At 60.4% G+C, this 18,610-nt stretch carries 16 protein-coding genes and 1 pseudogene; 5 read left to right on the top strand and 12 right to left on the bottom strand.

Features of this window, described 5'->3' with window-relative positions:
• The 4 genes from GM668_RS30600 to GM668_RS30950 form a co-directional block, all read left to right on the top strand.
• Positions 1-542, top strand: a 542-nt coding sequence (locus GM668_RS30600) for a hypothetical protein (RefSeq protein WP_211923438.1), incomplete at its 5' end; no start/stop codon positions are given.
• A 134-nt stretch (positions 543-676) separates the two neighbouring features.
• Complete coding sequence (locus GM668_RS22810) at positions 677-2,647, top strand: peptidase U32 family protein (RefSeq protein ID WP_155441254.1); 1,971 nt, start codon at positions 677-679, stop codon at positions 2,645-2,647.
• Positions 2,644-3,096, top strand: coding sequence for a phosphoglycerate mutase family protein (locus tag GM668_RS22805; protein WP_229499742.1), 453 nt, complete (start codon positions 2,644-2,646; stop codon positions 3,094-3,096). The genes GM668_RS22810 and GM668_RS22805 overlap by 4 nt, the downstream gene beginning before the upstream one ends.
• Before the next feature lie 220 nt (positions 3,097-3,316).
• A complete protein-coding gene (locus tag GM668_RS30950; protein ID WP_211923437.1) occupies positions 3,317-4,147 on the top strand; it encodes a pre-peptidase C-terminal domain-containing protein in 831 nt (276 codons plus the stop codon).
• A gap of 59 nt (positions 4,148-4,206) precedes the next feature.
• Here GM668_RS30950 and GM668_RS22790 read toward each other — a convergent pair whose 3' ends face one another.
• From GM668_RS22790 to GM668_RS22755, 9 genes and pseudogenes are all read right to left on the bottom strand, one after another.
• Complete coding sequence (locus GM668_RS22790) at positions 4,207-4,692, bottom strand: hypothetical protein (protein ID WP_170305775.1); 486 nt, start codon at positions 4,690-4,692, stop codon at positions 4,207-4,209.
• Between the two features lie 32 nt (positions 4,693-4,724).
• A complete protein-coding gene (locus GM668_RS22785) occupies positions 4,725-6,047 on the bottom strand; it encodes an esterase/lipase family protein (RefSeq protein ID WP_155441252.1) in 1,323 nt (440 codons plus the stop codon).
• Between the two features lie 105 nt (positions 6,048-6,152).
• A complete protein-coding gene (gene ampC, locus GM668_RS22780) occupies positions 6,153-7,304 on the bottom strand; it encodes a class C beta-lactamase (protein ID WP_155441251.1) in 1,152 nt (383 codons plus the stop codon).
• Positions 7,305-7,390: 86 nt separating this feature from the next.
• Complete coding sequence (gene blaOXA, locus GM668_RS31795; RefSeq protein ID WP_371868766.1) at positions 7,391-8,194, bottom strand: class D beta-lactamase; 804 nt, start codon at positions 8,192-8,194, stop codon at positions 7,391-7,393.
• 66 nt (positions 8,195-8,260) lie between these two features.
• A pseudogene (locus GM668_RS31790) lies at positions 8,261-9,100 on the bottom strand (M56 family metallopeptidase); the annotation flags it as partial.
• A 29-nt stretch (positions 9,101-9,129) separates the two neighbouring features.
• Positions 9,130-9,510 carry a BlaI/MecI/CopY family transcriptional regulator gene (locus GM668_RS22770; protein ID WP_155441250.1) on the bottom strand — a complete coding sequence of 127 codons (381 nt, stop codon included), beginning with the start codon at positions 9,508-9,510 and terminating at the stop codon, positions 9,130-9,132.
• Between the two features lie 211 nt (positions 9,511-9,721).
• The gene (locus GM668_RS22765; RefSeq protein ID WP_229499740.1) at positions 9,722-11,881 is read right to left on the bottom strand and encodes a methyl-accepting chemotaxis protein; all 2,160 of its coding nucleotides are present in this window, start codon (positions 11,879-11,881) and stop codon (positions 9,722-9,724) included.
• Between the two features lie 293 nt (positions 11,882-12,174).
• Entirely contained in the window at positions 12,175-14,286 is a 2,112-nt protein-coding gene (gene fusA / locus GM668_RS22760; RefSeq protein WP_155441249.1) for an elongation factor G, read from the bottom strand.
• Between the two features lie 130 nt (positions 14,287-14,416).
• Positions 14,417-14,617 (bottom strand): hypothetical protein, encoded by a 201-nt coding sequence (locus GM668_RS22755; RefSeq protein ID WP_155441248.1) that lies wholly within the window; start codon positions 14,615-14,617, stop codon positions 14,417-14,419.
• 191 nt (positions 14,618-14,808) lie between these two features.
• Between GM668_RS22755 and GM668_RS22750 the strand changes: the two genes are divergently transcribed.
• A complete protein-coding gene (locus tag GM668_RS22750; RefSeq protein ID WP_155441247.1) occupies positions 14,809-15,774 on the top strand; it encodes an NAD(P)H-dependent flavin oxidoreductase in 966 nt (321 codons plus the stop codon).
• 123 nt (positions 15,775-15,897) lie between these two features.
• Here the strand turns inward: GM668_RS22750 and GM668_RS22745 are convergent, their stop codons facing one another.
• The 3 genes from GM668_RS22745 to GM668_RS22735 form a co-directional block, all read right to left on the bottom strand.
• On the bottom strand, positions 15,898-16,821 hold the full coding sequence (locus GM668_RS22745) for a class I SAM-dependent methyltransferase (protein ID WP_155441246.1): 924 nt from the start codon (positions 16,819-16,821) through the stop codon (positions 15,898-15,900).
• 114 nt (positions 16,822-16,935) lie between these two features.
• Positions 16,936-17,607, bottom strand: a complete 672-nt coding sequence (locus GM668_RS22740) for an ankyrin repeat domain-containing protein (protein WP_155441245.1) — start codon at positions 17,605-17,607, stop codon at positions 16,936-16,938.
• Between the two features lie 11 nt (positions 17,608-17,618).
• Positions 17,619-18,398 carry a TatD family hydrolase gene (locus GM668_RS22735; RefSeq protein WP_155441244.1) on the bottom strand — a complete coding sequence of 260 codons (780 nt, stop codon included), beginning with the start codon at positions 18,396-18,398 and terminating at the stop codon, positions 17,619-17,621.
• Positions 18,399-18,610: the final 212 nt, after the last annotated feature.

The raw sequence follows: 18,610 nt of genomic DNA, 5'->3' as shown, positions 1-18,610 counted from the left end.
AGAGCAGGGCGCCGGCCAGCGCCCCCGCCGCTGCGGCGCCCCCGGCCATCGCCACGCCGCAGCCAGAGCAGCCTGCCCGCAGCGCCGCTGCCGAATGGCAGCAACTGGCGCCCTACGTGAAAAGCCCGCTGCAAATCTTCGCGCTGACGGAAACCCGGGCCGGACTGCACGCCTTGCCCGGCGTGGTCGGCGTCTACCAGCAGCCGGCGCCCCGGCCAGGACCGATGCGCCTGCGCGTAGCGCTGCGGCCGGACAGTCCGGTCCGCCTGTCCGTGGGGGCGTACACCGTGCAATTGCAGCTGACGGCCAGCTACATCGAAAGACGCACGTGTCAGGTCGCCAGCTGCAACGGTGAAATGGTCGATACCGTCAAAAAAACCGGCAAAACTGTACGGTTGCGGCTTGCGCCGCAGAATGGCTACGTGGCGGAAACCACGTTACCGTTCACCCAGGCAACAGGACCGGACCAGGGCGACGCTATCACGTATGCGGATCTGGTCTTGACGGTGCGGCGCATGACGATCAGCCCGGTACGACGGTAATGAGCGCATAACAATGCCAGAAACATATCGAAAAAACGCCGCAAAATGCACATATTCGCGGCCTGGGCCGGTGACATAAGCCCTTGATCTGGCTATAATTTCGGCCCGTCGCACAGAATTTACCGGATCCCGCCATGTCACTGTTATCCCACGAGCTTGAGCTGCTGTCGCCAGCCAAAACCGCTGAAATCGGCCGCGAAGCCATTTTGCATGGCGCTGACGCCGTGTATATCGGCGGCCCGGCATTTGGCGCACGCCATAACGCCAGCAATCCGCTGGAAGATATTGCCGGGCTGGTCGCATTTGCGCACCGCTACCGTTCGCGTATTTTCGTGACGATGAACACCATCATGCACGACTCGGAACTGGACCTGGCGCGCAAGCAAATCTGGCAACTGTATGAAGCCGGCGTCGATGCGCTGATCATCCAGGACATGGGCTTGCTGGAACTGGACTTGCCGCCGATTCAGCTGCACGCCAGTACCCAGTGCGACATCCGCACCGTGGAAAAAGCCAAGTTCCTCGGCCATTCCGGTTTTTCGCAGCTGGTGCTGGCGCGCGAACTGACCATCGACAAGATCAAGCAAATCCACGCGGAAGTCGATACGCCGCTGGAATACTTCGTACACGGTGCGTTGTGCGTGGCCTTTTCCGGCCAGTGCTACATTTCGCACGCCGACACGGGCCGCAGCGCCAACCGCGGCGACTGCTCGCAAGCGTGCCGTCTGCCGTACACGCTGTCCGACAGCCAGGGCCGCGTGGTCGCCTATGAAAAGCATTTGCTGTCGATGAAAGACAATGACCAGAGCGCCAACCTGGAAGCGCTGATCGACGCCGGCATCCGTTCGCTGAAAATTGAAGGCCGCTACAAGGACATGGGCTACGTGAAAAACATCACGGCCCACTACCGTTTGCTGCTCGATGAAATCCTCGAACGCCGCCCTGAATTTGCCCGCGCATCGAGCGGCCGTACGGAAGTGTTCTTCACGCCGGATGTCGATAAAAACTTCCACCGTGGCCACACGGATTATTTCGCCACGGGCCGCCAGCAAGATATCGGCGCCTTTGATTCGCCGAAATACGTGGGCGTCAAACTGGGCACCGTGCAGCGCATCGGCAAAGATCATTTCGACATCTTGACCAACGCGGCGATGTCCAATGGCGACGGGCTCAATTACATGAACAAGCGCGCCACGGAAGGCATCCAGGCCAATACCGTGAAATTGCTGGGCGAACAGGATGACGGCCAACTGTGGCGCGTCTTCCCGAACGAGCCGATCGCATCGCTGACGGGCTTGAAAGTCGACCTGGAAATCAACCGCAACGGCGACCGCCAGTGGGAATCTGCCCTGAACAAGAAATCGGCGGACCGTAAAGTCGCCATCAGCCTGGAATTGTCGGAATGCGAAGGCGGCCTGCGCCTGGCGATTTCCGATGAAGACGGCATTTACAGCACGACGGATGCCGCGATGGCCTTGCAGCCGGCACAGCAAGCCGAACAGGCGGAAGCGTCGCTGCGTACGCACCTGGGCAAGCTGGGCAACACCATGTTTGAAGCCAAGGACATCATGCTGTCGCTGTCGCAGCCCTGGTTCGTGCCGGCCGGCGCCATCAACGGCTTGCGCCGCGACGCCATTGCCGCGCATGAAGCGATGCGCCTGGCCGCATGGGAACGTCCGCCGCGCAAGGCCCCGGTGGAACCGCCGGTACCGTATCCGGAAACGCAGCTCAGCTATCTGGCCAACGTGTACAACGAAAAAGCCCGCGCGTTTTACCACAAGCATGGCGTGCAACTGATTGCCGCAGCTTATGAAGCGCACGAAGAAGCCGGCGAAGTGCCGCTGATGATCACCAAGCATTGCCTGCGCTTCTCGTTCAACCTGTGCCCGAAGCAGGCCAAAGGCGTGCAAGGCGTGCAGGGCCAGGTGCGTGCCGAGCCGATGACCTTGGTGTCCGGCGATGAAAAATACACGCTGCGCTTTGACTGCAAACCCTGCGAAATGCACGTGGTCGGCGCCATGAAGACCAATATCCTGAACTCGCCGCCGCCATCGGCTGTCCCTTACAGCCCGCTGGTGTTCCACAAGCAGCGTCCGCGCGCATGATGGCGGACGACCAGCCCCCATCCGCGCCCGTGGTGATTTACCTGACGCGCCACGCGGAAAAAAATTCCGGCCCCGACCCTGCGCTGTCGGAGCGCGGCTTATTGCGTGCCCGCAACATCGCCACCATGCTGCGCCGCGCAGGCATTGCCCATATTTATGCGACGCCGTTCCGCCGAGCCCACCAGACAGCGGAAGCATTGGCCCTCCGCATGTCGCTGACAGTGGAAAGTTACGATCCGGGCGCCCAGGCGGCTTTTGCGCGCCATTTGCTGGCGCTGGGCGGCAATGCACTGGTGGTGGGCCATACGGATACGCTGCCTGAACTCATCTCCCTGCTGGGCGGCACACCCGGCATGCCGTTCCTGGAAACGGATTTTGACCGTGTCTATCAACTGGTTGTCGCGGCGGACGGCCTGGTAACCACCACGCTGCTGGCCTCTTTGCCGTAATATTCGTGACGCGTCACTATTAATCTTCAAACAGCCAATTGTGACATTGTAGCCACATCAATGTCACAATTGCTGCGTTCGTGCGTGACCTGCACACGTACGTGCTTTATTCTCTCCTTCGCAACATTTATAAAAAATCAATGGCAACAGGACGCTGCGCCACCAGCGCGGCAGGGCCTTGCTTTGCCTTTTTTAAAACCACACGACAGGAGACTTACCCATGGCACATCGCCACTTCCCTATCCGGCTCGGCGCACTTGCCGTCGCCTGCGCACTGGCCACACCCGGCCTGGCGCTGGCTGACCACATGATTTACCTGACCCGCCACGCAGAAAAAGCCGCCACGGGAACCGACCCGGCACTGACGCCGGAAGGCCAGGTGCGGGCGCAAAATATTGCCGCCACGCTTAAAAAAGCCGGCATTACGAAAATTTACAGCACAGCCTATACGCGCACCCAGCAGACCGCCGCACCGCTGGCCAGCTATTTGCAATTGACGACGCAAACGTACGATCCAACCCAGCTGGCAACGTTTGCCCAGCAATTGCGCAGCGCGGCGGGCAATGCATTGGTGGTTGGCCACTCGGACACGACCCCGGAACTGATACGCCAGCTGGGCGGCGATCCTGGGACGGATATTGCGGAAACCGAATTCGACCGCCTGTATCAAGTGGCCATCGCGGATAACGGCGCCGTAACGACAACGCTGCTGACTTCCCTGCCCAGCCCATTGACCGCGCCCTGCGCGAACGTCACGATGAGCCAGTCCAACGTTACCGCAACCGCCGGCAACTGGGTGTATTACACCATCGACGTGCCCGAATGCGCCAATACGCTGACTGTCAACATGAGCGGCGGCACCGGCGACGGCGACTTGTATTTGCGTTATGGCGCCCAGCCGACTGCCAACGATTACATTTGCCGCCCGTACAAAACCGGCAATACCGAGTCATGCGTGCAAAGCAATCCCGCGGCCGGCGCCTGGTATATCGGCGTGCGCTCGTATAAGAGCTTCACCGGCGTAAGCCTGACGGCAACGGCTACACCATAATTATTAAAAGTGACGCGTCACGAATAAATTGCCTTAATTTTCGTGACGCGTCACACAAATTACTCCTTCGTCAGGCGGGGCGTGGCGTCATGGCGGTAAGCGGACGCCACCACGTGCTGCGGAACGTTTGCCTCGCAGGCGGCGTTACAGCCGGACGGCATGGCGGCAAGCTGCCGTTCCCATTCGGCTTCCGCCGACTCCATTGCCATCAGTTGCGCAACGTCGGCGGCAGGCAACTGCGCTGTACGAAGACGATACACGACGCTTTCATCTTCCCCGCGTGCACGCCGCGCCTTGACTTCCGACTCCACCGAGGCTGCCAGCATGGCTTGACGGCCGCTGGCCGTGTTCGGCGCCGATGGCGCCGGCTTGCGTTCCACGGGCACGCCCGCCTGCTGCGCCGCAGGCATTGCCGCGCCAACGGGCGCAGACGCCGCTGCGCCGGACAGCAACGCCACCGCCGCGCTGGCGGCCCTTGTTGAAGCCGGCTCAGGCACGGGCGCGTCATCCTGCACGGACAGCAGCCGCACCGTCAGCACCGCCATGGCTGCACCTATCCAGACACCGCTGCGCATGATTACAGGCCGTAAATGATGGAGGCGATATTGTCGTAGATCGGATAGACCGCGTACGACGGGTTATCCCAGCCAATGACGTCGAAGTGGTCATACTGGTCGTAGTAGCCCAGGTAATTCCACGTACCTTTGACCGATGTGCCGTCATAGTAGCGCAGCGGCTGGCCGCCCGGTCCCTTCATGCTGACGGTATTGACGACGCCATCGTTTGGATACCACGTGGAATCGGTCTGCACGCGGCCCGGCGCCGTCTGCGTGTACGAGCCCATACCGCGCTGCAGGATCGACGGCACCACCCATTCGCCCGCCGTGTTCTTCAGGAAGAAGATCATGTCGTTGCGCGCGTACTGGTAGCTGCTGCTCTGGAACGGTGCAATGACGCGGTCGGTATTGTTGCAGCACCAGCTGCCTTGTTCCGTGGCCTTGGAACCGATCGAATAGTAATACACGTTGGGCGACGTTTTCACCCACGCATTCAATTCCGCCGCGCCATCCGGTCCCAGGTCCCACTGCGCTGCATCATGGTTGGCCAATTGCCAGAATGGCGCGCCCTGCGTGCGGGCAATAAAGTCGCTGATCGATTCAGCCGGCCCTTGCGCCAGCCCATACTGTTCCAGGCGGAACCGGTAGACCGAACTGCTACTTCCGCCCAGGCCCGCCACTTCGACAATTTTTCCTGCCAGTTCCGACACTTTCGGCACGTAGTCGACAATCACGTCGCGCAGTGTGGTGCCGTTATGCGGCGTCGAGATCGTCGTGGCGCTCTTGACCCAGCCGGTTTTGCCGCCCGTGTACAGCAAGCCATCGCCTTCACTGCCATTGGGCGGCGCATTTTCCAGCAGCTGGATCAGCGTGCGCACAGTCTGGCCGCCCTGGCTGTGCGACACCAGGTGGATCGGGTGCTGCGCATCCCACTGCGGATACAGCGCGACCGGATAATGGTTAGGGTTGTTGTTGGGGTCAGCGGCCCAGCATTTGCCGGCCGGTTTTTGTATTTCGCCGGCGGCGGCATGGCTGGCGGCATGGCGCGCGCCGTAATCCACGCAGCCGCCCTTGATCTGGTAAAACAGTTCCACGGCGCGGTCCCAGTTGGAACTCACGGGACCGACGCCTGCCGTCAGCACCTTGCGGTCCGCTGTACGCAAGTGGGCCGCCACATCGTTGAAGCCGCCCCAGTACAGGAAGCCCGTGCCCTGCAAGGTGTCCGGACCAAAGCCCAGGAAACCGTGCACCAGCACGACAGGGTAATTGTTGGCAGCGTGCACCGGGGCTGCGATGGCGCCGGCCAATGCGGCGGCTGTGGCGAGTTTTACCAGAAGTTTCATAGATTTTCGTCTCCGTTAGGTGTGATTTCACTACTGTTGTTGTGATGTCATTTCACCATGAAGGCGGCAGGCGGGCGACCAGTACGACCGTGATTGTCAAGCCATTCAGTTTGCTGCCGGGGCCAGCAGCTGCAGGATGTGATAGGCCAGCCTGATACGTGCTTCATTGGGATACGCGCGGTTAGCCAGCAGCACAATACCGGTTTTACGGGCCGGGACAAACATGACATAGCTGCCGAACCCCCGCGTGGAACCGGTTTTGTTATACAAAGTGGGGGCGGTTCCGGCCAGCGGCGGGTTCAGCGCTTGCGCCGGCTGGCTTTCCCAAGCCATGTCACCCGAATTGCCGCTCAACAGCCGCTCCAGGCTGACGGGATACGGGTAGGATTCCCAGCCCAGTCCCTGCGTCATGGGGCCGACCTGGAAGTAGCCAACGTGCGTTGCCTGGACCGCGCGCTGCATGGCAGGCGCCAGTCCGGACGGATCGATTTGCGTTTGCACGTAATGGATCATGTCGGCCGCCGTGGATTTGACGCCGTAAGCTTCGCTATCGAGCAAATCAGGGCGGACACGGACTGCCTGGTCTTTCGCATAGCCCCATGCGTAATCAGCCATTGCCGTTGCCGGCACGCGGATATAAGTGTGCTGCAAGCCCAGTTGCGGGAACAATTCACGCTCTGCCGCATCGGTAAACGCGCTGCCCAGTGCCACCGCTGTGATGCGGCCGAAGAGTCCGATACTGGGATTGGCATACCGGCGCTGCTGGCCGGGCGCCGCTTCCGGCTTCCAGTGCTGAAAGTAGCTGGCCAGTTGCGCTTCGGTTTTTACGTCGTCGGGCACCTGCAGCGGAAAACCGCCAGCCGTGTACGTCGCCAGGTGCAGCAGCGTAGCCTTGTCCAGCGCACTGCCCTTCAGATGCGGCATGAATTTGGAAGGATGGTCATGCAGCGACAGCTGGCCCTGTTCCTGCGCATAGGCGCCCAGCGTGGAGGTAAAGGTCTTGCTGTTGGATCCCAATTCGAAGAGTGTTGCTTCCGTCACCGGCCGTTTGCTGTCGCGGGCAGCCACACCGTAATTGAAAAACATGGCTTGGCCATCGACAGTGACGGCCACGGCCATGCCGGGCACGTCGTATTGCGCCATGACGGGCGCGACGGCGGCATCGACGGCCTGGCGGATGGCCGACAAGTCTGGCGCGGCTACAGCCGGCAGGGAAAACAGCGCGGCACAGGCCAGTGCCATAACGGATTTGAGCATGTAAATCTCCTGTTTAAGATAAAACGTACGGGCGTGACGAGGCACACGGCGGATCGCGCCGCGTGCCGGATAAGGGGGAATCAACGTTACAGGGCGTCGAGCCGCGCGGGCAGTTCGCGCAACAGGGCTTCACGGGCGCGCGGACCTGCCGCTTCCTCGTGTTCTTCGCGGTCCTGGTTGAAGTGGGCAAACACAATGGTGCGGTTGCCTTTGACAGCCCAGCCGACAAACCAGCCATAGGCGCGGGAGCGGTCGTCTTTGCCGTCGGGGCCGGGCGGGGAACCCGTTCCCGTCTTGCCATACACGGTCCAGCCATTGGCCAGCGTGCGGACACGCAGCAGGCGGCTCGTCATGTCATACGCATGCGGCGCCAATCCCAGCTCGCGGTTGACAATCCGGCGCAGGAACGCCACCTGTTCTTCTGGCGAGATCTGCAGCGAGGATCCGATCCACGACATGGTCAAGCCATTGTGCTGCCCCGGATCACCGGACACATCACGGTTGCCGTAGCCAAAACCGTCCACGTAGCGCTGGAAGCCTGCCGCACCGATTTGCGCCGTCACTTGCTGCGCATACCAGACCACGGATTTGTGGATCCACTCGGTCGGGTCAGTGGACGTGCGCCAGTCCGGATTCCATGCCGCATAACTGTCGTGGTAAGGCAGGCGGGGCGTCTGTTCATCTTTCAATATGCCGCTGTCATAGCCCATCAGGCTGACTGCGATATTAAAGGTCGAAGCAGGCGTGACACGCGTATTGCATTGCCCTTGCCGCAGCAGCGCTTGCCCGGTCGCGGCGTCGGACAGCGCCAGGCAGTGCAGCGCAGCGCCGCTGTGCCAGGCCAGCGCGGGCTGCAGCGCATAACTTGCCAGCGCAGCCATCGCCAGCATGCCGGCCGCCGCAAAGCGGGCGGCGCGCCCGGATGCCGATGGCGTACGGATCTGCGCAATGCGGGCCTTGACCGTCTCGGCATGGACGCCGCCAAACGCCAGCGCCATGCCGCCAGGGACGCATTGCAACTTCAATTGCGCCAGCAGTGCGGCCGCATAGGCTTTACGTTCCGCCGCCGGGCGGCCGCGCAAGACGTCGCGGTCGCAGCCCAATTCCTGCGCCCACAGCAAGCTGGCGCGCAGCCAGCGCATGAACGGGTTAAACCACAGCAGCGTCTGCAGCACGACGCCGGCCAGCATCCAGTGCAAGTCGTGACGGCGCCAGTGCGTCAATTCATGTTCGACGATCAAATGCTGCTGCAGCGGATCAAAGGCGCGCAAATGGCGGGGAATCAGCAACCGGGGCCGGTGCGGGCCCAGCAGCATAGGAGAAACGGGGGCATCGACTTCAATGACGGGCACTGCGCTGCCGCAGTCCGCGACGTGCCGGCCTGCCGCCGCCAGCGCATCAACCAGGCGCTGTGCACGCCGCCACCGGAGCGCATGCCAGGCCAGGCCCAGCGCATACACTGCAAACCATGCCAGCGCCGCCACTGTCATCCACGAAGCGCCGGCCTCGGTATCGCCGGCGCTCGTAATAGCTGGCGCTGTTTTGAGCGCCAGCTGGCCGGCAGGTTCGATATAACGGGCCATAGCCGCATCCACGGCTTCGAGATCAACGGGCGGCAGCAAGCGTGCGTGCTGGGGCGGAGGAATCAGCGCCACCACAAAGGCGGCCACCACCGTCACTTGCGCCAGCAGCCAGCCCGTGCGCTGGGCTGCCAGAGCGGGCAACAAGCGGCGCAACAGCAGGCACAGCATCCATACCACGAAACCCGCTGCCATGCTGGCGGCGCTGGCCAGCATGAAACGCACGAGGAAAAGATCGAGCGCGCTCACTTGGCGCCTTCCTCGTCCGGCCAGTCGTTCAGCATTTGTTCCAATTCAGCCAGTTCACTGGCATCCACCAGTTTGCTCCCCGTGAACATGGCGACAGGCAGCGGCGCCTCCAGTTCCATCACGCGTTGCCCGAAGTCGCGCGCAAACGCAGCCAGCGTGCCGACTTTTTCCAGTACCGGGGAATAAATTTGCACGCCATGGGCCATGGCCTGGCTCACCATGCCTTTTTCCAGCATGCGTTCGACAGTTTTGCGGGTCGATGACAAAGTCCAGCCCAGCTCGCTGGCGACGGCATCGTGAATTTCTCGGGTACTGAGCGGCTGGCGCTTCCACAGCGCTTTCAGCACGCACAGTTCGGTGACGGATGGGACGGTCATGGCAGCTCCAACGTTGCGTATGTGACTATACGGAACATTGTGCGACAGTTGTCACACTCGTGTCAAGCTGTCATTTTCCACCCTGCCTTGTCAATTGACGTACCGGCCGTTGCCAGCACTGCGCCGCCACCGCCCGCGCTGCCAGGCGTGCGCAGCAACGGCGCGCGAGACGGCTGCCATGTGCGGGCGCGCGCGGCAGCGCGGACCGCCTTCAATACGCGACAAAGTTCGCCTCCTGCAAGCTGCCGCTCAACTCTTCGGTATGGCGCGTCAATTGCACCAGTTTGATCGGGTGCATTTCGGCGGCAGGCTTGGCGGCAGGCTGCTGGGCCGGTGGCGTGGCAGGCGTACCGCCGCCGTTAAAGAAGCCCATGACTTTGCGCAGGATTTCTGCCTGGGCATTCATTTCCTGCGATGTGGCGGCCAATTCTTCCGAGCTGGCCGCATTTTGCTGCGTCGTGACATTGAGCTGGCTGACGGCACTGTTGATCTGGCCTACGCCGAGCGACTGTTCCTCGGACGCGGCGGCAATTTCTTGCACGAGATCCGACGTCTTCTTGCTCTTGGGAACCATCTGGTCCAGCAACTGGCCGGCTTTTTCCGCCAAGACGACGCTGGAGCGCGCCACGACGCCGATTTCCTTTGCCGCATCCTGGCTGCGTTCCGCCAGCTTGCGCACTTGCGTGGCCACCACGGCGAACCCTTTACCCTGTTCGCCGGCCCGCGCTGCTTCAATTGCCGCGTTCAGCGCCAGCAAATTCGTCTGGTAGGCTATGTCGTCAATGATGCTGACCTGGCTGGCAATTTCATTCATGGCCTTGACAGTCGCTTGTACCGCGGCGCCGCCCTCGGCAGCTTCCGACGACGCGCCGCTGGCCATGCCATCCGTCAGCTTCGCGTTTTCCGTGTTTTGCACAATGGATGCCGTCATTTGTTCCAGCGACGCGCTGGTTTCTTCGACGCTGGCCGCCTGTTCTGTCGCGGCTTGCGACAGCGCCATGGCTGTCTGGCTGACCTGGCCCGACGCGGCGGCAATGGCTTGCGCCGCCACATTCACGTCGGCCACGACGGCACTGAGTTTGGCCACCGTGTTATTCGTATGGTTTTTCAGCGTGGCAAACGCGCCTTCGTACGGATGGTCAATCTTTTGGCTCAAGTCGCCGGACGCCATGGCGCCCATGACGCGGCCCACGTCATCGAGGCTGCTGCGCAATTTATCGGCCATGTTGCCGATGGCTTGCTGCACCTGGCCGATTTCATCGACACGGTCGCACACGATCCGGTTGCTGAGGTCGCCAACGGCAATGGCATTGGAAATACGGACGGTTTCACGCAACGGCCGCGTGATGGAAATCGTGATCAGGAAGCCCAGCCAGCCTGCCAGCAGTGAAATGGCTGCCACCGATCCCAGCAGCGTATAGACTGCGCGCGTCAGTTTGGTGGCGCGGGCTTGCAGCAACTGGTCCAGTTCCGCTGCCGCCAGGTCCAGCAATTTGAACTGGTTATCGATGGCTTTGGTAAATTGCGCCACATATTCCGTGGGTGAAAACGTGATCTTGTCGGCATTGATCAGATTGGTATCGGCCGACTGCATGGCTTGTTGCGCTTCGCCCAGGCTGTCTTCAACAATGCGGCTCAGCTTGTCGCGTAATTCCGGATTGGCGGCGCCGGCTTTGGTAAAGGCCGTACTCATGGCGGCATGGTGTTCGGCGGCCCGCTCCAGCAGCGAAATCAGCGCTTGCCTTTCTTCCACCGTGACTTTGGCTTGCGTCAGCATGTTGGCGCCGCGCGCGCGCAACCGGCCCAAATCTTCTGTCAGTGCGGGCAAATGGTACATGGCGCCAAAAATCAGGTAATAACTGTCGACATCCGGATCCAGGGTCAGCTGGAAGTGGTCGCACACCATGTCCAGCACTTGCATGACTTTCGTGATGAGCGCCGAGTGCGCTTCGGTACTGGCTTTGCCATTGATGCGGGCGTTCGCCACGTCGGCGGCCAGCGTTTTCCACTGCGTTTGCGCCTCGCTCCAGGCGGCGACGATGGCCGGATCCTTGACCCGTTCCGCCAGCATGCGCTGCACGTTCACATAGGAGCGCTCCACCTCCATCTGCTTGGTTTTCAGCTCCGTGTTTTTTTCTTTCTTGCCACCCAACACCAGCGCCGACAAGCCCCGGCTTTGCTGTGTCAATTGCAGTGTCCGCAACATGGCCTTGGCGGGTACGGTGCCCAGCGTTTCCGTGCGCGCCGCTTCCAGCGTTTGGTAGGAATCGCGTATGTACAGGAAACTGGGGACACTGACGAGAATGAATCCCATCGCACCAAGGATGGCGAACTTGCGCCAAAGGAGTAACTGGTTCAGGAAACGCATCATGGCAACCTCCGTTGGTTCTGCAGCAGTCAAAGCAGGGGCTACCGGTGGCACGAGTCACCGGGAAATTCCGTATTTATCAGGAGCTTGGAGAGGGGGGACTTCGCGGCGGCGCGGCAGTCTTCTTGATGAAATATAGCAAAGAAAAAAGTGCGCGAAAGAACTTTATTGTGACAGCGCAATTAAATGCCAATGTGTGCAACAGTGTGACAGTTGGATAGAAATCCGCGCTGTAGGTTGTGCTACACAAAGCTGATACGCGGGATGGGCCGGCGCCCCGTCCCGCGTACAGCCTGTCAATGCCCCTTGCCGCGGCCAACGGCAATCTGGTCAAAGATGTGCTTCGGCACTTCCGCATAATGCTTGAACTCCATTGTGTACGTTGCCCTGCCCTGCGTCAGCGAACGCAACGTGGTGGAATAGCCAAACATTTCCGCCAGCGGCACCAGCGCGCGGATCAACTTGCCGCCACCGCCGGGAATTTCATCCATGCCTTGCACCATGCCGCGGCGCTGCGTCAAGTCGCCCATGACGTTGCCCATGAATTCTTCCGGCGTTTCGACTTCCACGTCCATCATAGGTTCCAGCAAGACCGGTCCCGCCTTGCGCATCGCATCCTTGAACGCCATCGAGCCTGCCATGCGGTAGGCGTTTTCATTCGAGTCCACGTCGTGGTAGGAACCGAACGTCAGCGTGACTTTCACATCCACCACCGGATAGCCGGCCAGCACGCCTGACTGCAGCGTTTCCTGGATACCCTTGTCGACAGCAGGAATGAATTCGCGGGGGATGGTGCCGCCTTTGATGGCGTCCACGAATTCATACCCTTTGCCGGCGCCGGACGGCTCCAGCGTAATCACCGCGTGGCCATATTGCCCCCGCCCGCCCGATTGTTTAACGAACTTGCCTTCGACATCGGCGGCGGAACGCGTCACAGTTTCGCGGTAGGCCACCTGCGGCTTGCCGACCGTGGCATCAACGCCGAATTCCCGCTTCATCCGGTCCACCAGGATTTCAAGGTGCAATTCCCCCATGCCGGACATGATGGTCTGGCCGGATTCTTCATCGGTATGCACGCGGAACGATGGGTCTTCCTGCGCCAGCCGGTTTAAGGCAATGCCCATTTTTTCCTGGTCGGCCTTGGTTTTCGGCTCGACTGCCTGGGAAATCACGGGTTCCGGGAATATCATTTTTTCCAGCACAATGACATTGTCCGGCGCCGACAGCGTGTCGCCCGTCGTCACGGCCTTCAGTCCGACTGCCGCCGCGATATCGCCCGCATACACTTCCTTGATTTCCTTGCGCTCATTCGCATGCATTTGCAGGATGCGGCCCAGCCTTTCTTTCTGGCGTTTGGTCGGGTTATACACGGTATCGCCGGAATTGACGACGCCGGAATACACGCGGAAAAACGCCAGCTGGCCGACAAACGGGTCCGTCATAATTTTAAAAGCCAGCGCGGAAAACGGATCCGTGTCGGTCGGATGGCGCTCGATGGGATTGTCGTCTTCGTCATGCCCTGCAATCGCCGGCACGTCGGCGGGCGACGGCAAATATTCAATGACGGCATCGAGCATCGCTTGCACGCCCCGGTTCTTGAAGGCGCTGCCGGCCAGCATGGGCACGATTTCATTGCGGATGGTACGCGCCCGCAGTCCCGCCTTGATTTCTTCTTCCGTCAAGGCGTCGCCATTCAAGTATTTTTCCAGCAATTCCGGCGAACCTTCGGCTGCCGCTTCCACCATGTGGTCGCGCCATTTCTGCGCCAGTTCCACCAGGTGCGCAGGAATGTCTTCATACGTAAATTTCACGCCGAGGCTGGCGTCGTCCCAGTTAATGGCGCGCATTTTCACCAGGTCCACCACGCCGTGGAAGTCTTCTTCCGCGCCGGTCGGGATCTGGATCGGCACCGCCGTGCCTTTCAGGCGGTCTTTGATTTGCTGCTGGACACGGAAAAAGTCCGCGCCGACGCGGTCCATCTTGTTGATGAACGCGATCCGCGGCACGTGGTATTTATTGGCCTGGCGCCACACGGTTTCCGATTGCGGCTGCACGCCGCCCACCGAGTCATATACCATGACGGCGCCATCGAGCACGCGCATCGAGCGTTCAACTTCAATCGTGAAGTCAACGTGGCCCGGCGTGTCGATGATGTTGATGCGGTGCTCAGGAAAATTGCCCGCCATGCCTTTCCAGAATGCGGTGGTGGCGGCAGACGTGATCGTGATGCCACGCTCCTGCTCCTGCTCCATCCAGTCCATCGTAGCGGCGCCGTTGTGTACTTCGCCGATCTTGTGATTGACACCGGTATAGAACAGGATCCGTTCCGTAGTGGTGGTTTTGCCGGCATCGATATGCGCGCTGATGCCGATATTGCGGTAACGCTCGATGGGGGTTTTGCGGGTCATCACGATCTCCTTGGCGAAAATCACGACACAGCGTATGAAGTGTCGTCGATTCTATCAGTTACGGAGAACGGATGTTTGGCAGCGCCCAGCCGTTTTCAACCCCATTCAGTGTGGGGAAATGCCGGAGATTTCAGCGGCCCGGCGTGCCCCGCAAGACCCGCGCCGGCAACAGCACGATGGCGCGCAATAACTCGAACACCGCTTCGACGCCGATCCCGACCAGGCGGAATGGCAGCAGGATCAGCCACACCAGCGGATACAGCACCAGCGCAAGCAGCGCCAATGGCCAGCACAGGAACAGCAACACCAGCCACAACACAAAGCTCAACATAGGACACTCCAGGTCAAGAATGCGACTTCAATGCTGACACTGTAGTTTTCTGATGTGCGTCAAACAACGCCGATGCGATCAAATGCCGCCAAACGCGATAAATTGCGCAATTCGAGGGGTGAACGGCGCGCCGCCGTCCTGCGTTCTGATAAGATCAACAATAAAAAGCACAACCGTTCGTGGAGATACGCATGCATCACATCCCGGAAGTATTGCGGCATTTAGCGATGCCGGTCATTGCCTCGCCCATGTTTATCGCCAGCGGCCCGAAGCTGGTGGCGGCCCAGTGCAAGGCCGGCATCGTGGGTTCTTTCCCGGCGTTGAACGCCCGTCCGGCGGAATTGCTGGATACGTGGCTGACGGATTTACAGACCGAACTGGCTGAATTCAAGGCCGCCAACCCAGACGCCATTGTTGGTCCGATTGCCGTCAACCAGATCGTCCACCATTCAAATACCCGGCTCGAACACGACGTAGACGTGTGCGTCAAGCACAAGGTGCCGATCGTGATTTCATCGCTGCGCGCACCACCGCCGGACATGCTCGATGCGATCCACAGCTATGGCGGCATCGTGCTGCATGACGTCATCAATATCCGCCATGCCCAGAAAGCGCTGGAAGCCGGTGTGGATGGCTTGATTCTCGTGGCCAGCGGCGCGGGCGGCCATGCCGGGACGCTGTCGCCATTCGCACTGGTGGGCGAAGTGCGGCGCTTCTTTAACGGACCGGTAGCGCTGTCGGGCGCCATTGCAACCGGCGACGCCGTGCTGGCTGCGCAGGCCATGGGGGCGGACTTCGCGTATATCGGTTCGCGCTGGCTGGCCACGGAAGAAGCCAACGTGGATGACGCTTACCGCCAGGCGATCATTGAATCATCGGCAGCCGATGTCGTGTACACCAACCTGTTTACAGGCGTGCATGGCAATTACCTGAAAAAGTCGATCCTGGCGGCGGGCCTGGATCCGGAAAATCTGCCGGTGGCGGACAAGACCAAGATGGATTTTGGTTCCGGCGGCGGCAGCAAAGCCAAAGCGTGGCGCGATATCTGGGGTGCGGGACAAGGCGTGGGCTTGGTGCATGATGCGCCGTCGGTGGCGGAAGTGGCGGCGCGGCTGAAGGCGGAATATCAGGCGGCGCGCCAGCGGCTGCTGGCTTAACTCCGTAGGGCGGTAAGCCACAGGCTTGCCGCAGCGCGTGCGATCCGGCTGCGTTTGAAATCACCTTCCGGCAAGCAGGGCGGCATGGTCAATGCCGCCCTACGGTGTGACAGCCCGTCCAGCTTAGGCAAACGCTGGAAGATGATGGGCCGGCTGCAGCGCTGCCTCGTACAGCAAGCGGCACTCCAATGTCGCCTGCAGCGACGGCAGCGATCCGCCGGCCCGGTACTGGAAGCTCACCTGCATCACATCGCCCTCTTCGACCTGGATCGGACGGTCCAGCGGCAAGTTCATGTAGTGGTTCAGCCAGTCGATCGTCGAGTTGCGCTCGCTGACCACGGCCAGGATATTCTTCGTCACAAACCGCATGGCATTGACACAGCCGCTGCGGGTGGCAACGAACTTGCCCTCCCAGCTGTACAGCGTGTCATTCGGCTGCGTGAAATCCACCACCGCATACACGGCAGGCTGTGCCATTTCCACGGTGCCCGGGTAAATCGCCTGGGTTTCCTGGAATTGCACGATGGGCGCATAAAACCCTTCGAAATCATATTCCTGTGATATCGGCTGCGCTGCCATGATGGCAGCTTCAGGCAGGAATACCGGCAGCGGTCCGCCAAAGCGGGCCTGATAGCGGCGCTTGAATGATTCAATGACTTCCACCTGCTTTTCACGCAGCATGCCAACGTGGATCATTTCGCAAATGACGACGTCAACCGGCTCTGGCGGCAAATATTCAAATGCATCCGCATGGATGACTTCGACTTTGTCGCCATTCGGATTGATGGCCATGAATTTGCGCGCTTCCTTGACCATGTCCGGGTTGAATTCGACACAGTACACCTTGTCCGCCTTGGCTGCGGCAAAGCAAGACATGACGCCTGTCCCGCCGCCCAGTTCCAGCACTTTCATGCCCGGCTTGACTGCATAGTCGATGGCGGCCTTGAAGCTGTGCATACGGTTCTGGTCCATCAGCATGTTGTGATGGTAGTGGACAGGGATGAACTGCCCCAGGTAGCAGCTCTCGATTTCGCGTTCGTTCAGCATGGATTTCCCTTTTCAGCGCAATGTTGCCATTGTGCATTCCATGGCTACGGAAGCATGCTGCAAGCTGACAGGGAAAAGCGCGTCAATTCAGCGATTTGGCGGCGGCAACTGACGTTATTTGCCGCTCATCGCGGCCGTCGCGGCCTGATGGGATTCGATGGCCTTGGCGATCCACGGCTTGTCGGCGCGGCGCGCAAATTCGGCCGCGTCGATTTTAAATGCGCTGTCTTTGATGGAAGCATCGGCCCCTTCGCGCAACAGCAATTGCACGGCCTCTTCCTTGCCTTCGCGGGCCGCCAGCATCAGCGGCGTAAAGCCGGTGGGCGACGGCGAGTCGATGTACGCGTAATGTTCCAGCAAGATCGCCATGATTTCCACATCGCCCGCCGTGGCGGCAAAATGCAGCGGCGTCCAGCCTTTGCGGTTCACTTGCGCGCCTTTGGCAATCAGCGCATTGACGGCCGCCTTGTTTTGCTTGAAGGCTGCCATCATCAATGCCGTCGTGTCGTTGGTGGAGGATTCTTCAAGGTTAACGCGAGGATGCTTCAGCAACTCGTTGAGCACCTTGTTGGCGTCGTAGCGCATGGCCACTATCAAACCCGTCTCACCCCGCTCCGGCTCATGCACATTGGGATTCAATCCCCGCGCCAGCACTTCTCGCACCGTGCGGTCGTTGTCCATTTGCGCCGCACGGAAAAACGCCACCTGGTCGTCCGACTCTTGCGCCAGCACTGGCCCGGCCAGTGGCAGCAACGTCATCGCAGACAGCAGCAGGCGGCGCTTCATGGGACGTCCTTTTAGCGGGCAGTGTGGAACAGCTTGAAGAAGTTATCGGACGTTTGCTTTGCCACGTCTTCCAGCGGCACGCCTTTGAGTTTCGCAATAAATTCCGCCACGTGGCACACGAAACCCGGCTCGTTCATTTTGCCCCGGTGCGGTACGGGCGCCAGGTAAGGCGAGTCGGTTTCAATCAGCATGCGGTCCAGCGGCACTTCCAGCGCGACAGCCTGCAATTCCTTCGCGCTCTTGAAGGTGACGATGCCGGAGAACGAAATATAAAAGCCCATTTCCATCGCGGCTTTTGCCACTTCCAGCGACTCGGTGAAGCAGTGCATGACGCCTGCCACCCCGCCTTGATCCGTGCCGGCGCCTTCTTCCAGCATGATGCGGATGGTGTCGGCGCTGGCTGAGCGGGTGTGAATAATCAAGGGCTTGCGCGTGATTCTCGAGGCTTTGATGTGGGTGCGGAACCGTTCGCGCTGCCACTCCAGGTCGCCTTCCAGGCGGTAATAATCCAGGCCGGTTTCGCCAATGGCGATAATGCGCGGATTGTCCGCCAGTTCGACCAGTTGCTCGACGGTGGGTTCCGGCGTGTCTTCGTAGTCCGGATGCACGCCGACAGAAGCGTAAATATGCGGATGCTGTTCGGCCAGCGCCAGCACTTGCGGGAAGTCCGGCAAATCCACCGACACGCACAACGCGTGCGTGACATTGTTCTGCGCCATTTTGGCAAGCAGTTCCGGCATCCGAGAGGCCAGCTCGGGAAAATTGATATGGCAGTGGGAATCGATAAACATGGCGCGATTGTACCCGATTCGTTCCTGTGGCCGAACCTGCAGCATCCCCTGCCGCTATTTACATTGGAAGCTGGCTGGCGTGGTGCGGCAGGTGATCGCAGCCAGCGGCGCGGAGACTGTGCTGTATCGCCTTAAATTATGTTTGTTAATTGCATATTTACTCTACAAGTCGTATTCGACAACCCATTTGTGCGCGGCGGTTAATTGCAATC

Origin of the sequence: Pseudoduganella ginsengisoli (assembly GCF_009720865.1) — a bacterium.
GTDB lineage: Bacteria > Pseudomonadota > Gammaproteobacteria > Burkholderiales > Burkholderiaceae_D > Rugamonas > Rugamonas ginsengisoli.
Note: the sequence above shows the minus strand (reverse complement) of the source record. Positions and strands in the feature narration are given on the sequence as shown.